Origin of the sequence: Bacillus sp. FSL K6-2431, from assembly GCF_038005165.1 — a bacterium.
Lineage (GTDB): Bacteria > Bacillota > Bacilli > Bacillales > Bacillaceae > Bacillus > Bacillus pumilus.
Genome location: NZ_JBBOSQ010000001.1, coordinates 1177023 through 1195048, shown reverse-complemented (window position 1 = coordinate 1195048; position 18026 = coordinate 1177023). Strand labels below are relative to the sequence as shown.

Here is an 18026-nt window from a genome sequence, read left to right as displayed (position 1 = left end):
ATGTATTTCCACTACTGTTCCTTCCCCATATAAGTCGCACTTAACATAAGTGCGTGGATTGAAATAATTGCAGAGTCTATACCTTGCACTTGTACTCTTGTCGCACTCTATATGAGTGCGTGGATTGAAATATTACAGTTTCATATCCCTCCATAGCTCCGTTGACGTCGCACTCTATATGAGTGCGTGGATTGAAATAACCTTTTTCAATCCATCAAGGATAGCCAGGATGGATTGAAAATGTCTTGGATATCGAGATAGCGCAGTAATTCGTCGTCACACTCAACATAAGTGCATAGTCCACAGTTTCTGCGAATTACATAAATTCAAATATCTATCCCCAAAAAATCCAAGCCCTACACAACAAAAAAAGACTCGCTCACACAGAGCCGAGTCTTAATTTTTTTTGCAGTTTTTCTTCACTGAAAATCCAGCCGGTATAGGAATTTTTGATTTGGTGGTCCATGTCGATATGGCAGATCGCGACGAAAGGATAGTGACCTTTGCTGCGGTAGCGTAAATCAATGAACCGCACCTCATAATGATCCTTGTATTTATCCACTTCCCACCGGTAGACAGGGGAGAAGGAGAGAAAAGCTGAAATGTTTTCGTCTTGTTTGGCAATTTTCATAATTTCAGTATCAGGGACCGGCACACGGTTAAAGGTGTCTAAAATGACGACTTCTCCATTCATGCTGCGCCCAACATGGAAAGAGGATTTACATTTCACGGCAATGCGCCATTGTCTGAACTTCATTGTAGGCGAAATAATAATCTCTTCAATTTCATCGAATCGTGCACGCAGCTGACGTTTAATCTGGAGCTGCATGATGACCCTGACGATATAGTAACAGAAAATCACGGCGTACAGCGTAATAAACGTATAGCCGGGATGTCCGCCAATCGCCCAAACGACAATGGCGACAAGGTGTGTAAAAAAGATAAACGGATCAAACGTGTTAATGATCCCAAGTGCTACCCATTTCTTTGAAAATGGACGAATGGCCTGTGTGCCGTATGCATTGAATATATCGACAAACACATGAAGCACAACGGCTAATAGGGTCCATAACCAGAGGTGAAGTAAATTCGCCCCTGGCACAAATGGGAAAATCACAGCCGGAATTAGCAATGACCAAAACAGTACAGCCGGAATGGAATGTGTAAATCCTCGGTGATTTCTTATATAAACCGCATTATTTTTAAGTTTTAGCACAGTATCAATGTCTGGTGCTTGGGAGCCGGCGATGGTCGCGATCATCACGGCGTGTGCCATGTGTGGATCTGCGCTGACGGCTGGATCTAAAAGTGCAAGTCCCCCAAGAGAAATGCCCATTACTACATGAGTACCAGTGTCCAATTGATTACCTCCTAGTTGTCATGCTTAGGAACAATCATACAAAGTATACGTCTCCAATCAAGACTATGTGCAAAATCACTTTTGCTTTATCCCGATTTAATGTAACATGTTAACGTATCTACAAACAGTATACAACAAATAAGGTTCTTTTCAGAACGTTAGCCCTCGGTCCAATGAGAAGGAGTATAGATATGAAAGACATTCAAGAAAAGCTGGACCGCAAAGATATTGCGGGCTTTCAGCATGATTTAATTGATTGGTACGAAAAAGAACAACGAACACTTCCGTGGCGTGAAAATCAAGATCCATACAGAGTCTGGGTATCAGAAGTGATGCTTCAGCAAACGAGAGTAGATACGGTCATTCCGTACTTCAACCGGTTTATGGAGCAATTCCCGACGGTGAAAGATCTCGCTTTAGCTGATGAAGAAAAGGTCATGAAAGCATGGGAAGGTCTTGGCTACTACTCAAGAGTGCGTAATTTACAGGCAGCTGTGAAAGAAGTCTATGAATCCTACGGGGGCGTTGTCCCTGATACGAAAGAGCAATTTTCAAAGCTCAAAGGTGTAGGTCCGTATACGAGCGGCGCAGTACTAAGTATCGCCTATAACAAGCCGTACCCTGCGGTAGACGGCAACGTTATGAGGGTCATTTCCCGTATTTTGTCCATATGGGATGATATTGCAAAACCAAAAACGAGAAATATTTTCGAGTTTGCGGTCGATCAGCTCATTTCCCGGGAAAAGCCATCAGAATTTAATCAAGGGCTGATGGAGCTTGGTGCGCTCATTTGTACCCCAACATCTCCTGCCTGCCTTATTTGCCCTGTGAACATGCATTGCTCGGCACTTGAGGAAGGCGTTCAGCATGAGCTCCCAGTGAAAAGCAAAAAGAAAAAACCGACTGCAAAATCAATGGCAGCAGTGGTGTTATTTGATGATGCAGGCAACCTCTATATTCATAAGCGGCCAAGTACAGGCCTGCTTGCGAATTTATGGGAATTCCCTAACTTGGAAACCATAAAGGGAAGAAAAACGGAAAAAGAGCAGCTAATGGATTTCTTAAAAGAGGAGGCAGGTGTACAAGCAGAGCTTGGTGATTTAGAAGGCACCATTCAGCATGTATTTACCCACCTCATCTGGAATATTTCTGTTTTCTTTGGACGTGTGACCTCTGTATCTGATGACACGATGCTGAAAAAAGTGACAACAGAAGAATTTAAGGCATATGCTTTGCCAGTTTCACATCAAAAAATTTGGATGATGGCACTTGAACAGCCTAGTCGTATTTAACCGTTGTACCGTGGGTATAATCGGCTTCATTTCGGTGCAGCCCCCCGCGGTTTTCAATTTCAGAAATGATTTCTCGATACTTAGATTGCCCTTCTTCGTTTAAATAAGGTAAAATTTGTTGGAAAGCATGATGAAAGTAAGCAAGCTCAGTATCTTTCCATTGATCCTTGGACATCATGCCAAGCTGGCTTAAATCGCGTCCGACATACATGAATGTAACCTCCTAATAGGAACTTTTCTATTAGTGTGAAGCGAATGGACGAAAACTATTCAAATCAGGAGATGAACCATAATGAATCAACGTAAATGTGCATTAATTACAGGCAGCAGCAGAGGTGTAGGGAAAGAAGTAGCCCTTCGCCTAGCTGAAAAAGGATATGACATTGTCATTAACTATGCGAGAAGCAAAAAAGCCGCACTTGAAACAGCGGAAGAAATTGAAGCGATGGGTGTAAAAACATTGGTTGTCAAAGCCAATGTAGGTCAGCCAGAGAAAATCAAAGACATGTTTCAGCAAATCGATGAAACCTTTGGCCGTTTAGATGTATTTGTAAACAATGCGGCTTCAGGTGTTCAGCGTCCCATTATGGACCTTGAAGAAAATCATTGGGACTGGACGATGAATATCAATGCGAAAGCCTTGTTATTCTGCGGACAAGAAGCGGCGAAACTAATGGAGAAAAACGGCGGCGGACATATCGTCAGCATTAGCTCACTTGGCTCTATTCGCTACCTTGAAAATTACACAGTAGTCGGCGTATCAAAAGCAGCATTAGAAGCATTGACGCGTTATCTATCCGTTGAGCTGTCACAAAAAAATATTGTCGTGAATGCTGTATCTGGCGGCGCGATTGATACAGATGCACTTAAGCACTTCCCGAACCGAGAAGAGCTTTTAGAAGACGCGAAGAAAAACACTCCTGCTGGCCGAATGGTAGAAATTAAAGACATGGTCGATAGCGTCGAATTCCTTGTGTCAGGCAAGGCAGACATGATTAGAGGACAGACGATTATTGTGGATGGCGGACGTTCTTTGCTTGTTTAAAAAAATCATGAATAGGAAGTACACCTTCTGCACAAATTAATGTGCGTGGAGGTGATAATGATGGATAAACAACAAAACAAAACAAACGCACAACAAGTGAAAAAACAAAACCAAGCTACTGCTCAAGGTCAATATGGTACTGAATTTGCTAGCGAGACTGACGCACAGCAAGTAAAAAAATACAACCAAAAAGCTGAGCAAAACAAACAACAAAACAGCTAATCACTGAAACAGAGGAAAGCACTTCATCTACGAATGAAGTGCTTTTCTTTTTGCCTCTCCCCCCACCATCCGACAAAACCTGTAAAGCCTCTACATAAACAGTCAAAGGATTTCTGTAATCTTTCAAGAAATGGTATACAGACAAAAAGTGGATGAAAATAAAAGGGAGGAGTTAGATGTCTGATTTCGATCAGCTTGTAAAAGAACAAATGCAGCTCATGGATCAACTGCTCAATGTACAGGGAGAACTCGATCTATGCTTAGAAACAGAAAAACAATTGCTGCAAGATGAAAAACAAGAAGAGTGGACTAGGCTTCATGATCAAATCAAACAGAAACGTAAGGAACTGCAAAAAATCCAAACCTTGTTTACAAAACAGACAGAAGAGGTCATCAATTCATATAAGCAGATGGAAAAGAGTTCAACCGTGATGTAAGACAGTGTGCCGTTCAATTGGGTTGAATGGCTTTTTCATTTCATTTTTTAATGATGTAACGGTATAATATGATAGAGACATGTTTAGTTGGGAAATTAGGTCTTTGGACTGTTAGGTTTGTTTGTTATAGAAAGTAGGGGAGAAAATATGGGCTATCCCAAGGAAGGAGAAAGCATCCAAATTCAAAGCTATAAACACAATGGCTTGATCCACAGGATTTGGAATGAAACCACCATTCTGAAAGCAACGGAATTGTGTATCATTGGTGCAAACGACCGGACAATGGTGACTGAATCCGACGGCCGTACTTGGATGACGAGAGAACCGGCTATTTGCTATTTCCATGCAAAACAATGGTTTAATGTGATTGGGATGCTTAGAGATGATGGGGTATATTATTACTGCAACATCAGCTCTCCTTTTGCAACAGATGAAGAAGCAATTAAGTATATTGATTACGACTTAGATGTCAAAGTCTTTCCAGACATGACGTATAATATTTTGGATGAGGATGAATATGCAGATCATAAGAGGCAGATGAATTATCCAAAGGAAATTGATAGTATCTTAAGAGAGCATCTGAATACATTATTGCATTGGATTCACCAGCGGAAAGGTCCGTTTGCTCCTGAATTTGTGGATATGTGGTATGAACGTTTTTTACATTATACAAAATAAGCAAGAGCATCAAAAAACCTGTTTGGCTTTTTAGGCTAACAGGTTTTTGATTGCGTACGGATAAGAGGCACTGATAGATTGGGAAGGAGATTTACATGGGGGTCATTAAACGCTACATGGCTTTTGTAACACCGTATAAGAAACAGATTGCATTGACAATGGTCATCGGGATGATCAAGTTCTCGATTCCCTTAACATTGCCTCTGCTTTTAAAGTATGTCATTGATGATGTCATTCAAGGCTCGGGGGCGGCTGAAGAAAAGACATCATCTCTACTGATCATTATGGGAATCATGCTCGTCTTATTTTTAGTGATGAGGCCGCCTGTTGAATACTATAGACAATACTATGCGCAGTGGACAGGCAGTAAGGTATTGTTTGATATTCGAGAAAAGCTGTTTTCGCATATTCAAAAGCTCAGCCTTCGTTATTATGCCAACACGAGAACAGGAGAAATCATTTCTAGAGTCATCAACGATGTGGAGCAGACAAAAGAGTTTGTCATCACAGGTCTTATGAACATTTGGCTAGATTTGATGACCGTGCTGATCGTGATCGCCATTATGTGTACACTGGACATCAAGCTCACCATCGTGTCTGTCATTATTTTTCCGTTATATGCGTTTGCAGTGAAGTATTTTTACGGACGGCTCCGCAAGCTGACAAAAGAGCGGTCACAGGCGCTGGCTGAAGTGCAAGGGCATTTACATGAGCGAGTACAAGGAATGCCAGTCATTCGGAGCTTTGCCATTGAAGAATATGAACAAGAGAATTTTCATGATGAAAATAAAAATTTCTTAAACAAAGCGATCAATCATACGAATTGGAACGCCAAAACATTTGCCGTCGTCAATACTATCACTGATATTGCACCGCTATTGATCATTGCATTTGCTGGCTACACCGTCATTAATGGATCACTTTCGATCGGGACCATGATTGCCTTTGTCGGTTATATTGACCGGATGTACAACCCGATTCGCCGCCTCATAAACTCATCCACGACATTAACTCAGTCAGTAGCGTCAATGGATCGTATCTTTGAATTTATTGATGAGCCATACGAGGTAACAGATCGGCCGAATGCGAAAGAAGCCGATCATTTAAAAGGAGAGGTCGAATTTAAAAATGTATCGTTTCGTTATGAACACACGCAGGAAGAGATTCTCCGCAATATCTCCTTGAAAGTAGAAAAAGGACAAACGGTTGCGCTTGTAGGAATGAGCGGTGGAGGGAAGTCGACTCTCGTCAGCTTAATTCCAAGGTTTTATGATGTGACAAACGGGTCACTTGAAATTGACGGCATTGATATAAAAGAGTACAGGGCAAGAAGCCTTCGAAATCAAGTCGGAATGGTGCTGCAGGATACATTCTTATTCAGTGACACGATTAAAGAAAACATTGCGGTTGGAGATCCAGAAGCCTCTTTTGAAAAAATCGTTTCGGCTGCAAAAGCGGCAAATGCCCATGATTTTATCATGTCTCTTCCTGAAGGATATGACACGAAGGTAGGAGAACGGGGCGTGAAGCTGTCAGGTGGTCAAAAACAACGGATTTCCATTGCAAGGGTCTTTCTTAAAAATCCACCACTGTTGATTTTAGATGAAGCAACGTCTGCACTAGATTTAGAAAGTGAACATTACATTCAAGAAGCGATGCAAAAGCTAGCAAAGGACCGCACAACCTTTATTGTCGCGCACCGCTTATCAACAATTACACATGCTGACCTTATTGTCGTCATGGAACAAGGTGAGATTGTGGAAAAAGGAACACACGAAGAATTAATGAACAGAGACAGCCACTATCGCCATCTTTTTACCATTCAAACATTAAATTAGTAGAAGCCTATCCGATTCTAGCGGATAGGCTTTTTTATGCTTGTCAAAAACATGACATATTTCCCAGCTTGTCTCAATACAATTTTAAAAAGTATGACGGGGTGGTGAATATGTGAAAGAACAAGACGTGCTGCTAGATGTCAAACAGCTGTCCATTGCATTTCAGCAAAAAAAGCAAAAAGTACCCATCGTCCATCACATATCGTTCTCGATTCAAAAAGGAGAAACATTAGGAATTGTTGGCGAATCTGGCTGCGGGAAAAGTATCACATCTATGTCATTAATGGGACTGAATCAGCAAACAGACACAACGGGAGAGATTCAATTCGAAGGGCAAAACCTGCTGTCGCTTTCAGAAAAACAGTGGCGAGAAATAAGAGGAAATGATATTTCGATGATTTTCCAAGAACCAATGACCTCTCTGAACCCATTAATGACCATCGGCAAACAAATGACGGAAGCCCTTTTCACACATCAAGCAATCGGTCAAAAAGAAGCAAAAGCGAAGGCGGTTGATCTGCTTCAGACAGTTGGATTGAAGCAAGCCGAATCGTTGCTTAAAAAATACCCGCATGAATTATCAGGTGGCATGCGCCAGCGTGTGATGATTGCGATGGCGATGCTTTGTCACCCAAAGCTCATGATCGCAGATGAACCAACAACTGCACTTGATGTGACCATCCAAGCGCAAATCCTTCGCCTGCTCAAAAAGCTGAATGAAGAGATGGACACCGCGATCTTATTTATTACCCATGATCTAGGTGTCGTGCGGCAAATATGCCAGCGAGTCATGATTATGTATGCCGGTCGAATCGTAGAAGAAGGAACCGTTGACCGTATTTTTCAAAAACCTCTGCATCCCTACACAAAAGGTCTTTTCGCCTCAGTTCCATCGTTTAAAGAGAAAAAAGAAAAGCTCATCTCCATTGCAGGTCATGTACCGAAGCCTGGGACCATTCGATCCGGCTGTCAATTTGCCGCGCGCTGCCCCTATCAAATGGAGCAATGTCTTGAAGAAGATCCAGTTTTACAATCCATTGAACAGGATCACCGCGTGGCATGCTTTCTAATGGAAGGAGGAGAAGACACTGAGTCACCCACTCTTGCAAGTGAATCAGCTGACAAAACGGTATGACACAGCCGCTTTTTTTTCTAAACACAAACATTCGACTCTGGCTTTAAATCAAGTGTCCTTTCACGTGAAGGAGGGGGAAACGCTTGGCATTGTTGGTGAATCGGGCTGCGGGAAATCAACACTTGGCAAAAGCTTAATGAGATTGACTGAACCGACGTCAGGCTCTATTCAACTGAAAGGGCAAGAGGTCACTCTTTTGAAAGAAAGAGAGATGCGTTCTTTAAGAAAAGACATTCAAATGATTTTCCAAGATCCATACGCTTCATTAAATCCACGAATGAAAATCAAAGATATTTTAGAGGAACCGCTCATTGTCCATCGACATGGAACGAAAGCAGAAAGACGGAAGCGGGTAAAAGAGATGCTGCATATTGTCGGATTTGACCCATCCTACGGAGAACGTTATGCGCACCAATTCAGCGGCGGACAAAGGCAGCGTATTGGTATCGCTAGAGCACTCATTACCCATCCAAGTCTTGTCATTGCCGATGAACCCGTTTCAGCTTTAGATGTATCCGTTCAAGCGCAAATTTTAAATTTGATGCTTGAATTGCAAAAGACGCTTTCTCTAACGTATCTATTTATTTCTCACGATCTTGGTGTTGTCAGATATATGAGCAACCGAATCGCAGTCATGTATGCAGGCCGCATTGTCGAAATGGGGCCTGCCGAAGACGTATTTCACAGCCCGCTTCATCCTTATACATCGCTGCTTCTGAAATCCATTCCACATATGGATCACGTGCTAGAGACGCAAGATGTGTCGGCAGAAGAGTCTGCCATGACGCCAAGCGGCGGTTGTCCTTTCTACAAAAGGTGTCCAAAAAGGTGGGAGAAATGCTTAAAAGCAGCACCTGCTTTGTATGAGGATGAAGCGGGGCACGCGGCGGCGTGTTACTTATATCAAAAGGAGGAACACAATGAAGAAGACATGGTTGTTCAGTAGTTTCATTTTTGTGCTGGCACTTGCACTGTTTTTAGGGGGATGCTCGTCCGCTCCGTCATCAGAAGAGAAGGCAACAAAAGACACCCTCGTATTTGGCAGAGGAGGAGACTCCACTTCGCTTGATCCAATCACAACAACAGAAGGCGAAACCTTCAAGGTCACAGAGAATATGTTTGAAAAGCTGCTGAATTACGGTGAGAAAGACACGACCATCCACCCAGGTCTCGCAACAGACTGGGATGTTGCAAAGGACGGAAAATCATATACATTCTACTTAAGAGAAGGTGTGAAATTTCACGATGGCACAGACTTTAACGCAGAAGCAGTGAAATTCAACTTTGACCGCTGGATGAATGGTGATGCAGAAAAATTCCCGTACTATGGCATGTTTGGCGGTTATAAAAAAGATAAAGGCCATGTGATTAAGGACATCATCGTCAAAGGTGAGCATGAAGTTGAATTTCAGCTAAAGCGCCCGCAGGCGACATTCCTTAAAAATATTGCCATGTCACCGTTTGGCATCGCGAGTCCTGCAGCTGTTGAAAAAAGCGGCGATTCCTTTCGCGAAAATCCAGTAGGAACAGGACCATTCAAATTTAAAGAGTGGAAACAAAACGACCGTATCGTGTTAGAAAAGAACGAAGATTACTGGCAGAAGGATAAACCAAAACTGAATCAAATCATCTTCCGCTCAATCCCAGAAAACTCGGCTCGTTTAAATGCCTTGAAAACAGGCGAGATCGATTTGATGGATGGCGTGAATCCGTCAGATTTAGATGGCATTAAAACGGATCAAGCACTCCAGCTCATTGAAAGACCATCAATGAATGTAGGTTATATCGGACTGACCGTCACAAGAAAGCCGCTCGATAACAAGCTCGTTCGTCAAGCGCTCAATTACGCGGTCGATAAAGAATCCATTATTAAGTCATTTTATGGAGGACTTGCCGAGCCAGCAAAAAACCCTCTTCCTCCAGCTTTAGAAGGTTACAATGACGACATTGATCCATATCCGTATGATCCTGAAAAAGCGAAGGAACTTTTAAAAGAAGCGGGTTTTCCTGACGGCTTTCGCATCAAGCTTTGGGCGATGCCTGTACCGCGTCCGTATATGCCAGATGGGATGAAGGTAGCAGAAGTCATTCAATCAAACTTTGAAAAGGTCGGCGTCAAAGCAGAAATTGTGACTTACGACTGGGCGACCTATTTAGATAAGGCAAGTAAAGGGGAGGCTGATGTGTTCTTATTAGGCTGGACAGGGGACAATGGCGATCCTGATAATTTCATCTACACACTTTTGGACAAAGACAGCATTGGCGGCAACAACTATACATTCTTCGAAAACGATAAAATGCACGACATCCTCATTGAAGCGCAAACAGACACAGATCAAAAGAAACGAAATGAGCTATATAAAAAAGCACAAGAAATCATTCATGATGAAGCACCTTGGATTCCATTGGTGCATTCCATCCCAATGCTTGCAGCATCTAGTGATTTAAAAGGCTACCAGCCGCATCCAACTGGTTCAGAAGCTTTGACTGACGTGTATTTCGAATAAGCAAATAAGGGAGATCTTGTATCTCCCTTATTCAAACAAAGAAAAGGCGGTGAAAGCTGTTTGTTTGCTTATTGTATGAAGCGGGCAGGAATGCTCATCCCAGTATTGATCGGAATGACATTGGTCGTGTTTTCAATTATACGGTTTATTCCAGGAAACCCAGCACAGGTCATCTTAGGACAGCGGGCAACGAAAGAAGCAGTAGAACAGTTAACCACCCAGCTCGGTTTAAATCAGCCTTGGTATGTTCAATACGGACATTACATGCTGGGCCTTTTAAAAGGGGATTTAGGGACTTCGATACGAACAGGAGCGGCTATTGCCCAGGAAATGAAGCCATACTTATTTGCGACGTTAGAATTGACCTTTTTTGCCATGGTGCTGGCGATCGTTGTGGGGGTTAATGCTGGAATCATCAGTGCTTGGTTTAAACATTCTTTCTTTGATTATGTCGCGATGTTTATTGCACTCATTGGAGTGTCCATGCCGATTTTCTGGTTAGGCTTAATGGGGCAGTGGCTGTTCTCGATTGAATTAGGTATTTTACCGACAACGGGACGTGAAAACGTCAGAAATCCAGTGGAATCAATCACCTATATTCATACGCTGGACACGCTTTTGCAAGGCCGGTTTGATCAATTCACTGACAGCATCAAGCATTTGATCTTACCAAGTACAGCACTTGCTACAATCCCTGCTGCGATTATTGCAAGGATAACAAGGGCAAGTATGCTGGAAGTGCTTCATTCAGACTTTATTCGAACAGCAAAAGCAAAAGGAGTACGTTCATTTTTCATCATTTATCAGCATGGGTTGAAAAATGCGCTTATTCCGATCTTGACGATTATTGGTCTTCAGACAGGCCTCTTGCTAGGCGGGGCCATTTTAACAGAGACCATTTTTGCATGGCCGGGCATTGGGCGGTATATATATGACGCCATCAGCTATCGTGATTACCCAGTCATTCAAACAGGCATTCTCGTCGTTGCGCTCATATTTGTCCTGATCAACTTCATTGTGGATATCTTGTATGCGGTCATTGATCCAAGGATTAAATATTAGGGAGGGAGAGTGATCACATGGAAGCACAAAAAGAGTTTGAACCACCTCAACCAAAAGAAGAACGCTCTCAATCATTGATTCTTGAATCGATGAAGCTGTTCTTTCAGCACAAGCTGGCGGTCATTGGCAGTGTGATTGTCTTTTTATTTCTCATTTTAGCGATATTTGCACCGCTCATTGCTCCTTTTGGAATCAATGAACAATCTCTCGGTGAGCGATTTAGTGCACCATCAGCTGCGCACTGGTTTGGTACAGATGATTTCGGCAGAGATATATTTTCAAGAGTTGTGCATGGCGCGCGGATTTCCTTATGGGTTGGTTTCTTCTCGGTTCTCGGGTCTGTCATTTTAGGCACACTGCTTGGATTGATTGCAGGCTATGGCGGAAGAGTGCTAGATGCTGTGATCTCGAGAGTGTTTGATATTTTACTCGCTTTTCCTAGTATTCTACTGGCGATTGCGATCGTCTCTATCTTAGGCCCCTCCTTACAAAATGCCCTTATTGCCATTGCGATTATTAATGTCCCAACCTTTGGACGGCTCGTTCGTTCAAAAGTGCTGAGTATTAAACAAGAAGAATACGTGCTAGCAGCAAAGGCGGTTGGGATGTCACACCGCCGCATCGTACTGCGTCACATTCTGCCAAACAGTATGGTGCCGGTCATCGTACAAGCGACGCTTGCGATCGGAACAGCGATTATCGAAGCAGCGGCTTTAGGCTTTTTAGGATTGGGTGCACAGGCACCAAGCCCAGAGTGGGGGAAAATGCTTGCCGATGCAAGACCTTATCTCGTTCAAGCCCCTTGGACATTAATTTTCCCAGGTGTAGCGATCATGCTGACAGTTTTGGGCTTTAACCTGATGGGAGATGGATTAAGAGACACACTGGATCCTAAAATGAAGAAAATAAAATAAGACCGATTCTTGGAATCGGTCTGGTCTTTTCTATTTATGCTTCTTTTTCATCTGTCTCAATTTCACTGTCTTTTGGGTGATACGTCTGGAAGCTTGTAATCAATGTATCTAAATGCTCTAGTTCATCACGGTATTCGATGATGCTGGACATGACATTCAGCATATTGTAATCGAGCAAGTCGTTTTCTTGGTTTTGCTGATGCTGGATAAATGATTTCGTTAACGTTTCAAGGCGAAGAGAGCATTCATTTTGAAATTCATCGTCCTGCGGCTTCATTTTACCGACGAATTTCATCAAGGTGCGCTCATGCCAATACAGTAAGTAATCAATTTCATCTGTTAAGCTTTCCTTGAAATGCTCTGGCATCAAATGAATTTCATTTTCTAATTTATGAAGCTTTTTCAGCAAGTACAGGGCACGATTCGATGTCATAATGGCCTGTCTGAACAAAACGAGCTTTCTTGATTTTACATAGGTTGTTTTCTTTAAATAGCTTCGTTCCTCTTTGTATAACAAGTAAATGTGATCTAATTTGATCATGCGTTCTTTTATTTGATCGATGTCATCCTTTAAAATGGAATGATCAGTAGACTGTCTGGAGCTCAGACGGATCCATTTTAAAATCTCCTCCGTATTTTCCATAATGTGATGAACAAGCTTTGTTTCATACTTTGGCGGCAGGAAGATTAAATTCACTAAAAATGAAGAAAGAACTCCTAACACCACAGTAGCTGTTCGAATTAAGGCAAAGGAAAGGAAATGATCCCCTGCACTTTCTAAAATCGCAATGACGGTTACAAGTGCAATTGGAATCGTGTGTTCAATCTTCAGCTTTAAATTAATGGCGATGACCATGACGGCGGTTAAACCGATAATGACTGGTCCAGTGCCAAAAAGCAGACCGAACGTAATGGCAAGTGCTGCTCCAATAATATTGGCTTGCACTTGATCAACAATCGTTAAAAAAGATCGATAAATAGATGGCTGGATAGCAAATACAGCTGCAATTCCCGCGAAGACGGGCGTTGGCAACCCAAGCCATGTTGCCAGGTAAAGCGCGAGTACAATGGCAATACCGGTTTTTAAAATACGGGCTCCAAGTTTCATTGGTTTTGTCCCTGCATTCCTTTCTTTTAGATAATAGATGATCACTCGTCATTTATTATAAATATTTTGATGAACAACTAAGTAATATACAGCGGTCTTCCGAAATATTCAAGTGATTTTTGAAAGTTCATGAAAACATCAAAAGAAGGTATTGAGAAGAAATGTAACAGATTCACACGCTTTTGACAAACAAGAGCTGATAAATAAAAAAACAGGCGCATTTTTTTACGCCTGTTTTTGACCCTATTATGATTGTTTCAACTGTTCAAACGCATGATCTACTGCTTGCAGCGTCTCGGAAATATCTTTTTCAGTATGTGCGATCGTTAAGAACCAAGCTTCATATTTAGAAGGAGCGAGGTTAATCCCTTGCGAAAGCATTAATTTAAAGAAGCGAGCGAACATTTCGCCATCCGTATTTTCAGCCTGTTCATAGTTCACAATGGTTTCTTTTGTGAAATAGACAGTGAGAGCACCTTTTAAGCGGTTCACTGTAATATCTACTTGATGTTTTTTTGCATGGGCTAAAATGCCTTCTTCTAGCATCGCGCCAAGCTGATCAAGATGCTCGTAAACACCATCTTGTTTTAACAATTCCAAGCAGGCAATACCAGAAAGAATGGATGCAGGATTTCCTGCCATCGTGCCAGCTTGATAGGCTGGTCCAAGAGGAGCGACTTGCTCCATAATTTCTTTTTTACCGCCATAAGCACCGATTGGAAGTCCGCCGCCAATGATTTTTCCTAATGCAGTGAGGTCAGGTTTTACTTGAAGTAAGTCCTGTGCGCCTCCGTACATAAAGCGGAAAGCTGTAATCACTTCATCATAGATCACAAGTGCGCCCTTTTCATGAGTGAGGTCATTGACCTGCTGCAGGAAACCGTCCATAGGCTCCACGATGCCGAAGTTCCCGACAATCGGTTCGACAAGGACAGCTGCGACTTCATCGCCCCATCGATTCAATGCTTCTTTGTAGCTGTCAATATCATTAAATGGAACGGTAATCACTTCATTGGCGATGCTCTTTGGAACGCCTGCTGAATCAGGGGTTCCTAAAGTGGATGGACCAGAGCCAGCTGCCACAAGTACAAGATCAGAGTGACCGTGATAGCATCCGGCAAACTTAATGATCTTTGTTCTGCCTGTATATGCACGTGCGACACGAATCGTTGTCATCACCGCTTCAGTACCTGAATTGACAAAGCGAACCTTGTCTAAAGCAGGCATGGCTTCCTTCAGCATTTTAGCAAAAGTGACTTCATGCTTCGTTGGCGTTCCGTAAAGGACACCTGATTCAGCCGCTTTTGTAATCGCTTTTGTAATATGAGGGTGGGCATGTCCTGTAATAATTGGGCCGTATGCTGCTAGATAATCGATATAGCGATTTCCGTCAACATCCCAAAAATAAGCGCCTTCTCCTTTTTCCATAGCCACCGGTGAACCGCCGCCTACTGCCTTATATGAACGAGACGGGCTGTTGACACCTCCAACAATATGCTCCAGCGCCTCTTGATGTAATTTTTCTGATTCTGTGAATTTCATAAATAGCCTCCTATCTCAACGTATCACGTCGTCTATCATTATTTTAACATGCCGATGCAAGCGTCCTTAGTTGAATATCCTTTCAAAATTGGATAGGCTATTAAAAAATAGGTTGGAGGGATTGTGTCATGACAATCGAAGTAGGCCAGCAAGTACCTGAAATCGAATTAACCGGTGACAACGGGGAGAAAGTAAAGCTTTCTGACTTTAAAGGAAAACATATTGTCCTTTATTTCTATCCAAAAGATATGACACCCGGCTGTACAACAGAAGCATGTGATTTCCGCGATCGCCATCAAAGCTTTGCAGAATTAGATGCTGTCATTATCGGCGTAAGCCCAGACAGTCAGGATAAGCATCAGAAGTTTAAAGAAAAACATGATTTACCGTTCTTACTTCTTGTAGACGATGAACAGAAATTGTCCGAAGCCTTTGGAGTATGGAAGCTGAAAAAGAACTTTGGCAAAGAATACATGGGCATCGAACGTTCAACGTTTCTTATTAATAAAGAAGGAACGCTGGTGAAAGAGTGGAGAAAAGTTAAGGTGAAAGACCACGTAGAAGAAGCGCTTGAGGAACTAAAATCTCACGCTTAATATCATCACAGGATAGGACCGGCAGACATGCCGGTCTTTTTTGTGAAGAAGAATAGGTAAAAAAGAGGATTGTAATTGACAAAGATTCGGCTCTGGGGGTACACTAATTATAAAGATTACAATATAAGAATATTTTTGAAGAGAGGTGCATGATGAAATGGCTGCTCACGAACTAAAAGACGCTTTAGATGCTTTAAAAGAAACCGGTGTTCGAATTACTCCGCAGCGCCATGCCATCTTGGAGTTTCTCGTAAATTCTATGACTCACCCAACCGCGGACGATATATATAAAGCACTTGAAGGGAAATTTCCAAATATGAGTGTCGCAACGGTTTACAACAATTTACGAGTCTTCCGGGAATCTGGATTAGTAAAGGAATTAACGTACGGTGATTCCTCAAGCCGATTTGATTTTGCGACATCTGACCATTACCATGCGATTTGTGAAAACTGCGGAAAAATAGTGGACTTTCATTATCCTGGCCTTGATGAAGTTGAACAGCTTGCATCCCATGTGACGGGCTTTACAGTCAGTCATCATCGCTTGGAGATCTATGGGACTTGTCAAGAATGTGCGAAAAAAGAAAATCATTAATGAAAAAGCTGACCGGTTAAATGGTCAGCTTTTTTTATGACTTTTTTCGATTGTAGGATTCATCAAACTCTTTGCCTTCTAATGCTGGATCGAGTGTAAGCGGCTCTCTGCAATGCATGCACATGTCCACCCGCCCAAGCACTTTTGTTTCCTTCTCACAGCCTGGACATACGACACGGACTGCCTTCGTAGAAAGCATACCGATCCAAAAGTAAACCACTGTACTCAATCCGATCGATAAGACGCCGAGCAGCATAAAGAAAGTCGACAGCCAAATCGATTCCTTGAAGAACACACCGATATACATGATCAGAAAGCCAACAAAAACCAAACTAAGTGCAAATGTTCTGATTTTATTAATCTTACTGGAGTATTTCGCCATCCCTAGCCCCCCTTGTCTCCAATATAGCACATTTTACCTTTCCGTTTGAATTAGTTATAGAGTTTTGTGAATAAATTGCTTATAATGATTCAATGATCTTTTTTCTTGAATTGAAGGAATTTTGATTCTATGAGGAGAAATACATAGCATTAGAGAAGAACTTTACACCCGAGTATTGGAGGAATCACTATGGAAAATCTTCTCCGTCCTATTTATCAAGAGAGAGCAAGTCACCCAGACACATTGGCTGTGATTATAGTAGAAAGAAGACACAAGGTATCTTCTGAGACGGATAACTTTGATGCAGCACTTCTAGTCATTGTAAAAGAAGCGGAAGAGCCGTTATTTATCAAGCACTATGAATCCGATCACCAAACAGCATCTTTAAATGTTGTCACAGATGAGCAGTTAAAGGAATGGATCACCCTTGGCACGAACCGCCGAATCATTGATTGGATTTTGAATGGGAAAGTCCTATTTGATCGAAATGAATATATTTTCAACTTAATTGATGACCTGAGTACATTCCCATTTTCAAACCGCAAACTTAAAATCGGTTTAGAATACGGCAAGCTTATTCGCAGATATATAGAAGGAAAAGCATTTTTTGAGTCAAATCAATTCCTTGATGCATATAATTCAATTGTGCATGCTCTGCATCATTTGGCACGTATTGAAGTGATCGATAAAGGTTTCCACCCAGAAGTGACAGTTTGGAATCAGGTGCGTCATATGGAACCGGAAGTATATAAACTTTATTCAGAACTCATTGAAAGCCACGAAAGCCTTCATAAACGTTTGGAACTTTTATTTTTAGCAAATGACTTTTTGATCCATTCAAAAGCAGAAATTGGCGCCGCTCATTTGCGTCATGTCATGGAACAGCAAGATATATGGCTTTTTGGAGAGCTTCTCGCGCATCCTGACCTCAAGTATTTCACGCCTGACCTTAGCGTCATGATTGATTTCTTTGTGGAAAAAGGAATTGTTCAGGTGGAGCCGATTGAGACAAAGGGGCAAAAAATCTATCATCGAGGATATTTTGTGAAAAAAGATATTGACGCCTGAATATTATGATGGTATATTATTATACGTCGCTAACGAGCAAACAAGTTGCTTTTGGAAGAAAAGCTGACAAAAAGAAATTCTAAAAAACACTTGACGCACACAGCGTCGAAATGTTATATTGAGAAAGTCGCCTCTGAGAGACGGCGAAGATGATCTTTGAAAACTAAACAAGACAAAACGTACCTGTTAATTCGAGTTTTTATAAAAAAATCCTATGAAACATCATAGGTAGTCAGTCAAACGCT

Annotated in this window: 18 protein-coding genes, 1 pseudogene and 1 CRISPR repeat array (1 of these 20 only partly in view); of the genes and pseudogenes, 14 read left to right on the top strand and 5 right to left on the bottom strand. The window is 42.0% G+C overall.

What is annotated here, in order from left to right:
- Positions 1-198: a CRISPR direct-repeat array (repeat unit 32 nt); it reaches 235 nt to the left of the window's first position.
- A gap of 181 nt (positions 199-379) precedes the next feature.
- Positions 380-1360 (bottom strand): metal-dependent hydrolase, encoded by a 981-nt coding sequence (locus MHH40_RS06155; protein WP_034623275.1) that lies wholly within the window; start codon positions 1358-1360, stop codon positions 380-382.
- Between the two features lie 191 nt (positions 1361-1551).
- Between MHH40_RS06155 and mutY the strand changes: the two genes are divergently transcribed.
- Positions 1552-2652 carry an A/G-specific adenine glycosylase gene (gene mutY / locus MHH40_RS06150; protein ID WP_050944730.1) on the top strand — a complete coding sequence of 367 codons (1101 nt, stop codon included), beginning with the start codon at positions 1552-1554 and terminating at the stop codon, positions 2650-2652.
- On the opposite strand, the gene MHH40_RS06145 is transcribed toward mutY, so the two are convergent.
- On the bottom strand, positions 2639-2863 hold the full coding sequence (locus MHH40_RS06145; protein WP_044139672.1) for a hypothetical protein: 225 nt from the start codon (positions 2861-2863) through the stop codon (positions 2639-2641). The genes mutY and MHH40_RS06145 overlap by 14 nt on opposite strands.
- Before the next feature lie 81 nt (positions 2864-2944).
- On the opposite strand from MHH40_RS06145, the gene fabL reads away from it, so the two are divergent.
- The 10 genes and pseudogenes from fabL to MHH40_RS06095 all read left to right on the top strand — a co-directional run bounded on the left by fabL (position 2945) and on the right by MHH40_RS06095 (position 12490).
- On the top strand, positions 2945-3697 hold the full coding sequence (gene fabL / locus MHH40_RS06140) for an enoyl-[acyl-carrier-protein] reductase FabL (protein WP_050944729.1): 753 nt from the start codon (positions 2945-2947) through the stop codon (positions 3695-3697).
- Between the two features lie 75 nt (positions 3698-3772).
- A pseudogene (locus MHH40_RS06135) lies at positions 3773-3919 on the top strand (gamma-type small acid-soluble spore protein); the annotation flags it as partial.
- A gap of 176 nt (positions 3920-4095) precedes the next feature.
- Positions 4096-4356, top strand: coding sequence for a YgaB family protein (locus MHH40_RS06130; RefSeq protein ID WP_050944727.1), 261 nt, complete (start codon positions 4096-4098; stop codon positions 4354-4356).
- Between the two features lie 147 nt (positions 4357-4503).
- The gene (gene ntdP, locus MHH40_RS06125) at positions 4504-5034 is read left to right on the top strand and encodes a nucleoside tri-diphosphate phosphatase (protein WP_003217818.1); all 531 of its coding nucleotides are present in this window, start codon (positions 4504-4506) and stop codon (positions 5032-5034) included.
- A 95-nt stretch (positions 5035-5129) separates the two neighbouring features.
- Complete coding sequence (locus MHH40_RS06120; protein WP_050944726.1) at positions 5130-6872, top strand: ABC transporter ATP-binding protein; 1743 nt, start codon at positions 5130-5132, stop codon at positions 6870-6872.
- Between the two features lie 112 nt (positions 6873-6984).
- Complete coding sequence (locus MHH40_RS06115) at positions 6985-8007, top strand: ABC transporter ATP-binding protein (RefSeq protein ID WP_050944725.1); 1023 nt, start codon at positions 6985-6987, stop codon at positions 8005-8007.
- Positions 7976-8953, top strand: a complete 978-nt coding sequence (locus MHH40_RS06110) for an ABC transporter ATP-binding protein (protein ID WP_050944724.1) — start codon at positions 7976-7978, stop codon at positions 8951-8953. Before MHH40_RS06115 ends, MHH40_RS06110 begins: the two co-directional genes overlap by 32 nt.
- The gene (locus tag MHH40_RS06105) at positions 8928-10514 is read left to right on the top strand and encodes an ABC transporter substrate-binding protein (RefSeq protein WP_044139669.1); all 1587 of its coding nucleotides are present in this window, start codon (positions 8928-8930) and stop codon (positions 10512-10514) included. The genes MHH40_RS06110 and MHH40_RS06105 overlap by 26 nt, the downstream gene beginning before the upstream one ends.
- A gap of 60 nt (positions 10515-10574) precedes the next feature.
- Entirely contained in the window at positions 10575-11576 is a 1002-nt protein-coding gene (locus MHH40_RS06100; protein ID WP_050944723.1) for an ABC transporter permease, read from the top strand.
- Between the two features lie 17 nt (positions 11577-11593).
- Entirely contained in the window at positions 11594-12490 is an 897-nt protein-coding gene (locus MHH40_RS06095) for an ABC transporter permease (RefSeq protein WP_050944722.1), read from the top strand.
- 34 nt (positions 12491-12524) lie between these two features.
- Here the strand turns inward: MHH40_RS06095 and MHH40_RS06090 are convergent, their stop codons facing one another.
- The gene (locus MHH40_RS06090) at positions 12525-13598 is read right to left on the bottom strand and encodes an FUSC family protein (RefSeq protein WP_050944721.1); all 1074 of its coding nucleotides are present in this window, start codon (positions 13596-13598) and stop codon (positions 12525-12527) included.
- A gap of 246 nt (positions 13599-13844) precedes the next feature.
- Positions 13845-15140: a glutamate-1-semialdehyde 2,1-aminomutase gene (locus tag MHH40_RS06085; RefSeq protein WP_050944720.1), complete on the bottom strand. Its 1296-nt coding sequence runs from the start codon at positions 15138-15140 to the stop codon at positions 13845-13847.
- 128 nt (positions 15141-15268) lie between these two features.
- Between MHH40_RS06085 and bcp the strand changes: the two genes are divergently transcribed.
- Together bcp and perR are read left to right on the top strand one after the other, a co-directional pair.
- Positions 15269-15736 (top strand): thioredoxin-dependent thiol peroxidase, encoded by a 468-nt coding sequence (bcp, locus tag MHH40_RS06080; RefSeq protein WP_003217794.1) that lies wholly within the window; start codon positions 15269-15271, stop codon positions 15734-15736.
- 157 nt (positions 15737-15893) lie between these two features.
- The gene (gene perR, locus MHH40_RS06075) at positions 15894-16331 is read left to right on the top strand and encodes a peroxide-responsive transcriptional repressor PerR (RefSeq protein ID WP_003217782.1); all 438 of its coding nucleotides are present in this window, start codon (positions 15894-15896) and stop codon (positions 16329-16331) included.
- Positions 16332-16365: 34 nt separating this feature from the next.
- Here perR and MHH40_RS06070 read toward each other — a convergent pair whose 3' ends face one another.
- Positions 16366-16713, bottom strand: coding sequence for a YgzB family protein (locus MHH40_RS06070; protein ID WP_003217804.1), 348 nt, complete (start codon positions 16711-16713; stop codon positions 16366-16368).
- Between the two features lie 189 nt (positions 16714-16902).
- Between MHH40_RS06070 and MHH40_RS06065 the strand changes: the two genes are divergently transcribed.
- Positions 16903-17781, top strand: coding sequence for a nucleotidyltransferase-like protein (locus tag MHH40_RS06065; RefSeq protein WP_003217861.1), 879 nt, complete (start codon positions 16903-16905; stop codon positions 17779-17781).
- Positions 17782-18026: the final 245 nt, after the last annotated feature.

Bases quoted from the DNA above. Each gene is read 5' to 3' on its own strand.
- MHH40_RS06095 (WP_050944722.1), top strand. From the start codon at position 11,594: ATGGAAGCACAAAAAGAGTTTGAACCACCTCAACCAAAAGAAGAACGC.
- fabL (WP_050944729.1), top strand. From the start codon at position 2,945: ATGAATCAACGTAAATGTGCATTAATTACAGGCAGCAGCAGAGGTGTA.
- ntdP (WP_003217818.1), top strand. From the start codon at position 4,504: ATGGGCTATCCCAAGGAAGGAGAAAGCATCCAAATTCAAAGCTATAAA.
- bcp (WP_003217794.1), top strand. From the start codon at position 15,269: ATGACAATCGAAGTAGGCCAGCAAGTACCTGAAATCGAATTAACCGGT.
- MHH40_RS06065 (WP_003217861.1), top strand. From the start codon at position 16,903: ATGGAAAATCTTCTCCGTCCTATTTATCAAGAGAGAGCAAGTCACCCA.
- MHH40_RS06130 (WP_050944727.1), top strand. From the start codon at position 4,096: ATGTCTGATTTCGATCAGCTTGTAAAAGAACAAATGCAGCTCATGGAT.
- MHH40_RS06085 (WP_050944720.1), bottom strand. From the start codon at position 15,140: ATGAAATTCACAGAATCAGAAAAATTACATCAAGAGGCGCTGGAGCAT.
- MHH40_RS06090 (WP_050944721.1), bottom strand. From the start codon at position 13,598: ATGAAACTTGGAGCCCGTATTTTAAAAACCGGTATTGCCATTGTACTC.
- MHH40_RS06105 (WP_044139669.1), top strand. From the start codon at position 8,928: ATGAAGAAGACATGGTTGTTCAGTAGTTTCATTTTTGTGCTGGCACTT.
- MHH40_RS06120 (WP_050944726.1), top strand. From the start codon at position 5,130: ATGGGGGTCATTAAACGCTACATGGCTTTTGTAACACCGTATAAGAAA.
- perR (WP_003217782.1), top strand. From the start codon at position 15,894: ATGGCTGCTCACGAACTAAAAGACGCTTTAGATGCTTTAAAAGAAACC.
- MHH40_RS06070 (WP_003217804.1), bottom strand. From the start codon at position 16,713: ATGGCGAAATACTCCAGTAAGATTAATAAAATCAGAACATTTGCACTT.
- mutY (WP_050944730.1), top strand. From the start codon at position 1,552: ATGAAAGACATTCAAGAAAAGCTGGACCGCAAAGATATTGCGGGCTTT.
- MHH40_RS06145 (WP_044139672.1), bottom strand. From the start codon at position 2,863: ATGTATGTCGGACGCGATTTAAGCCAGCTTGGCATGATGTCCAAGGAT.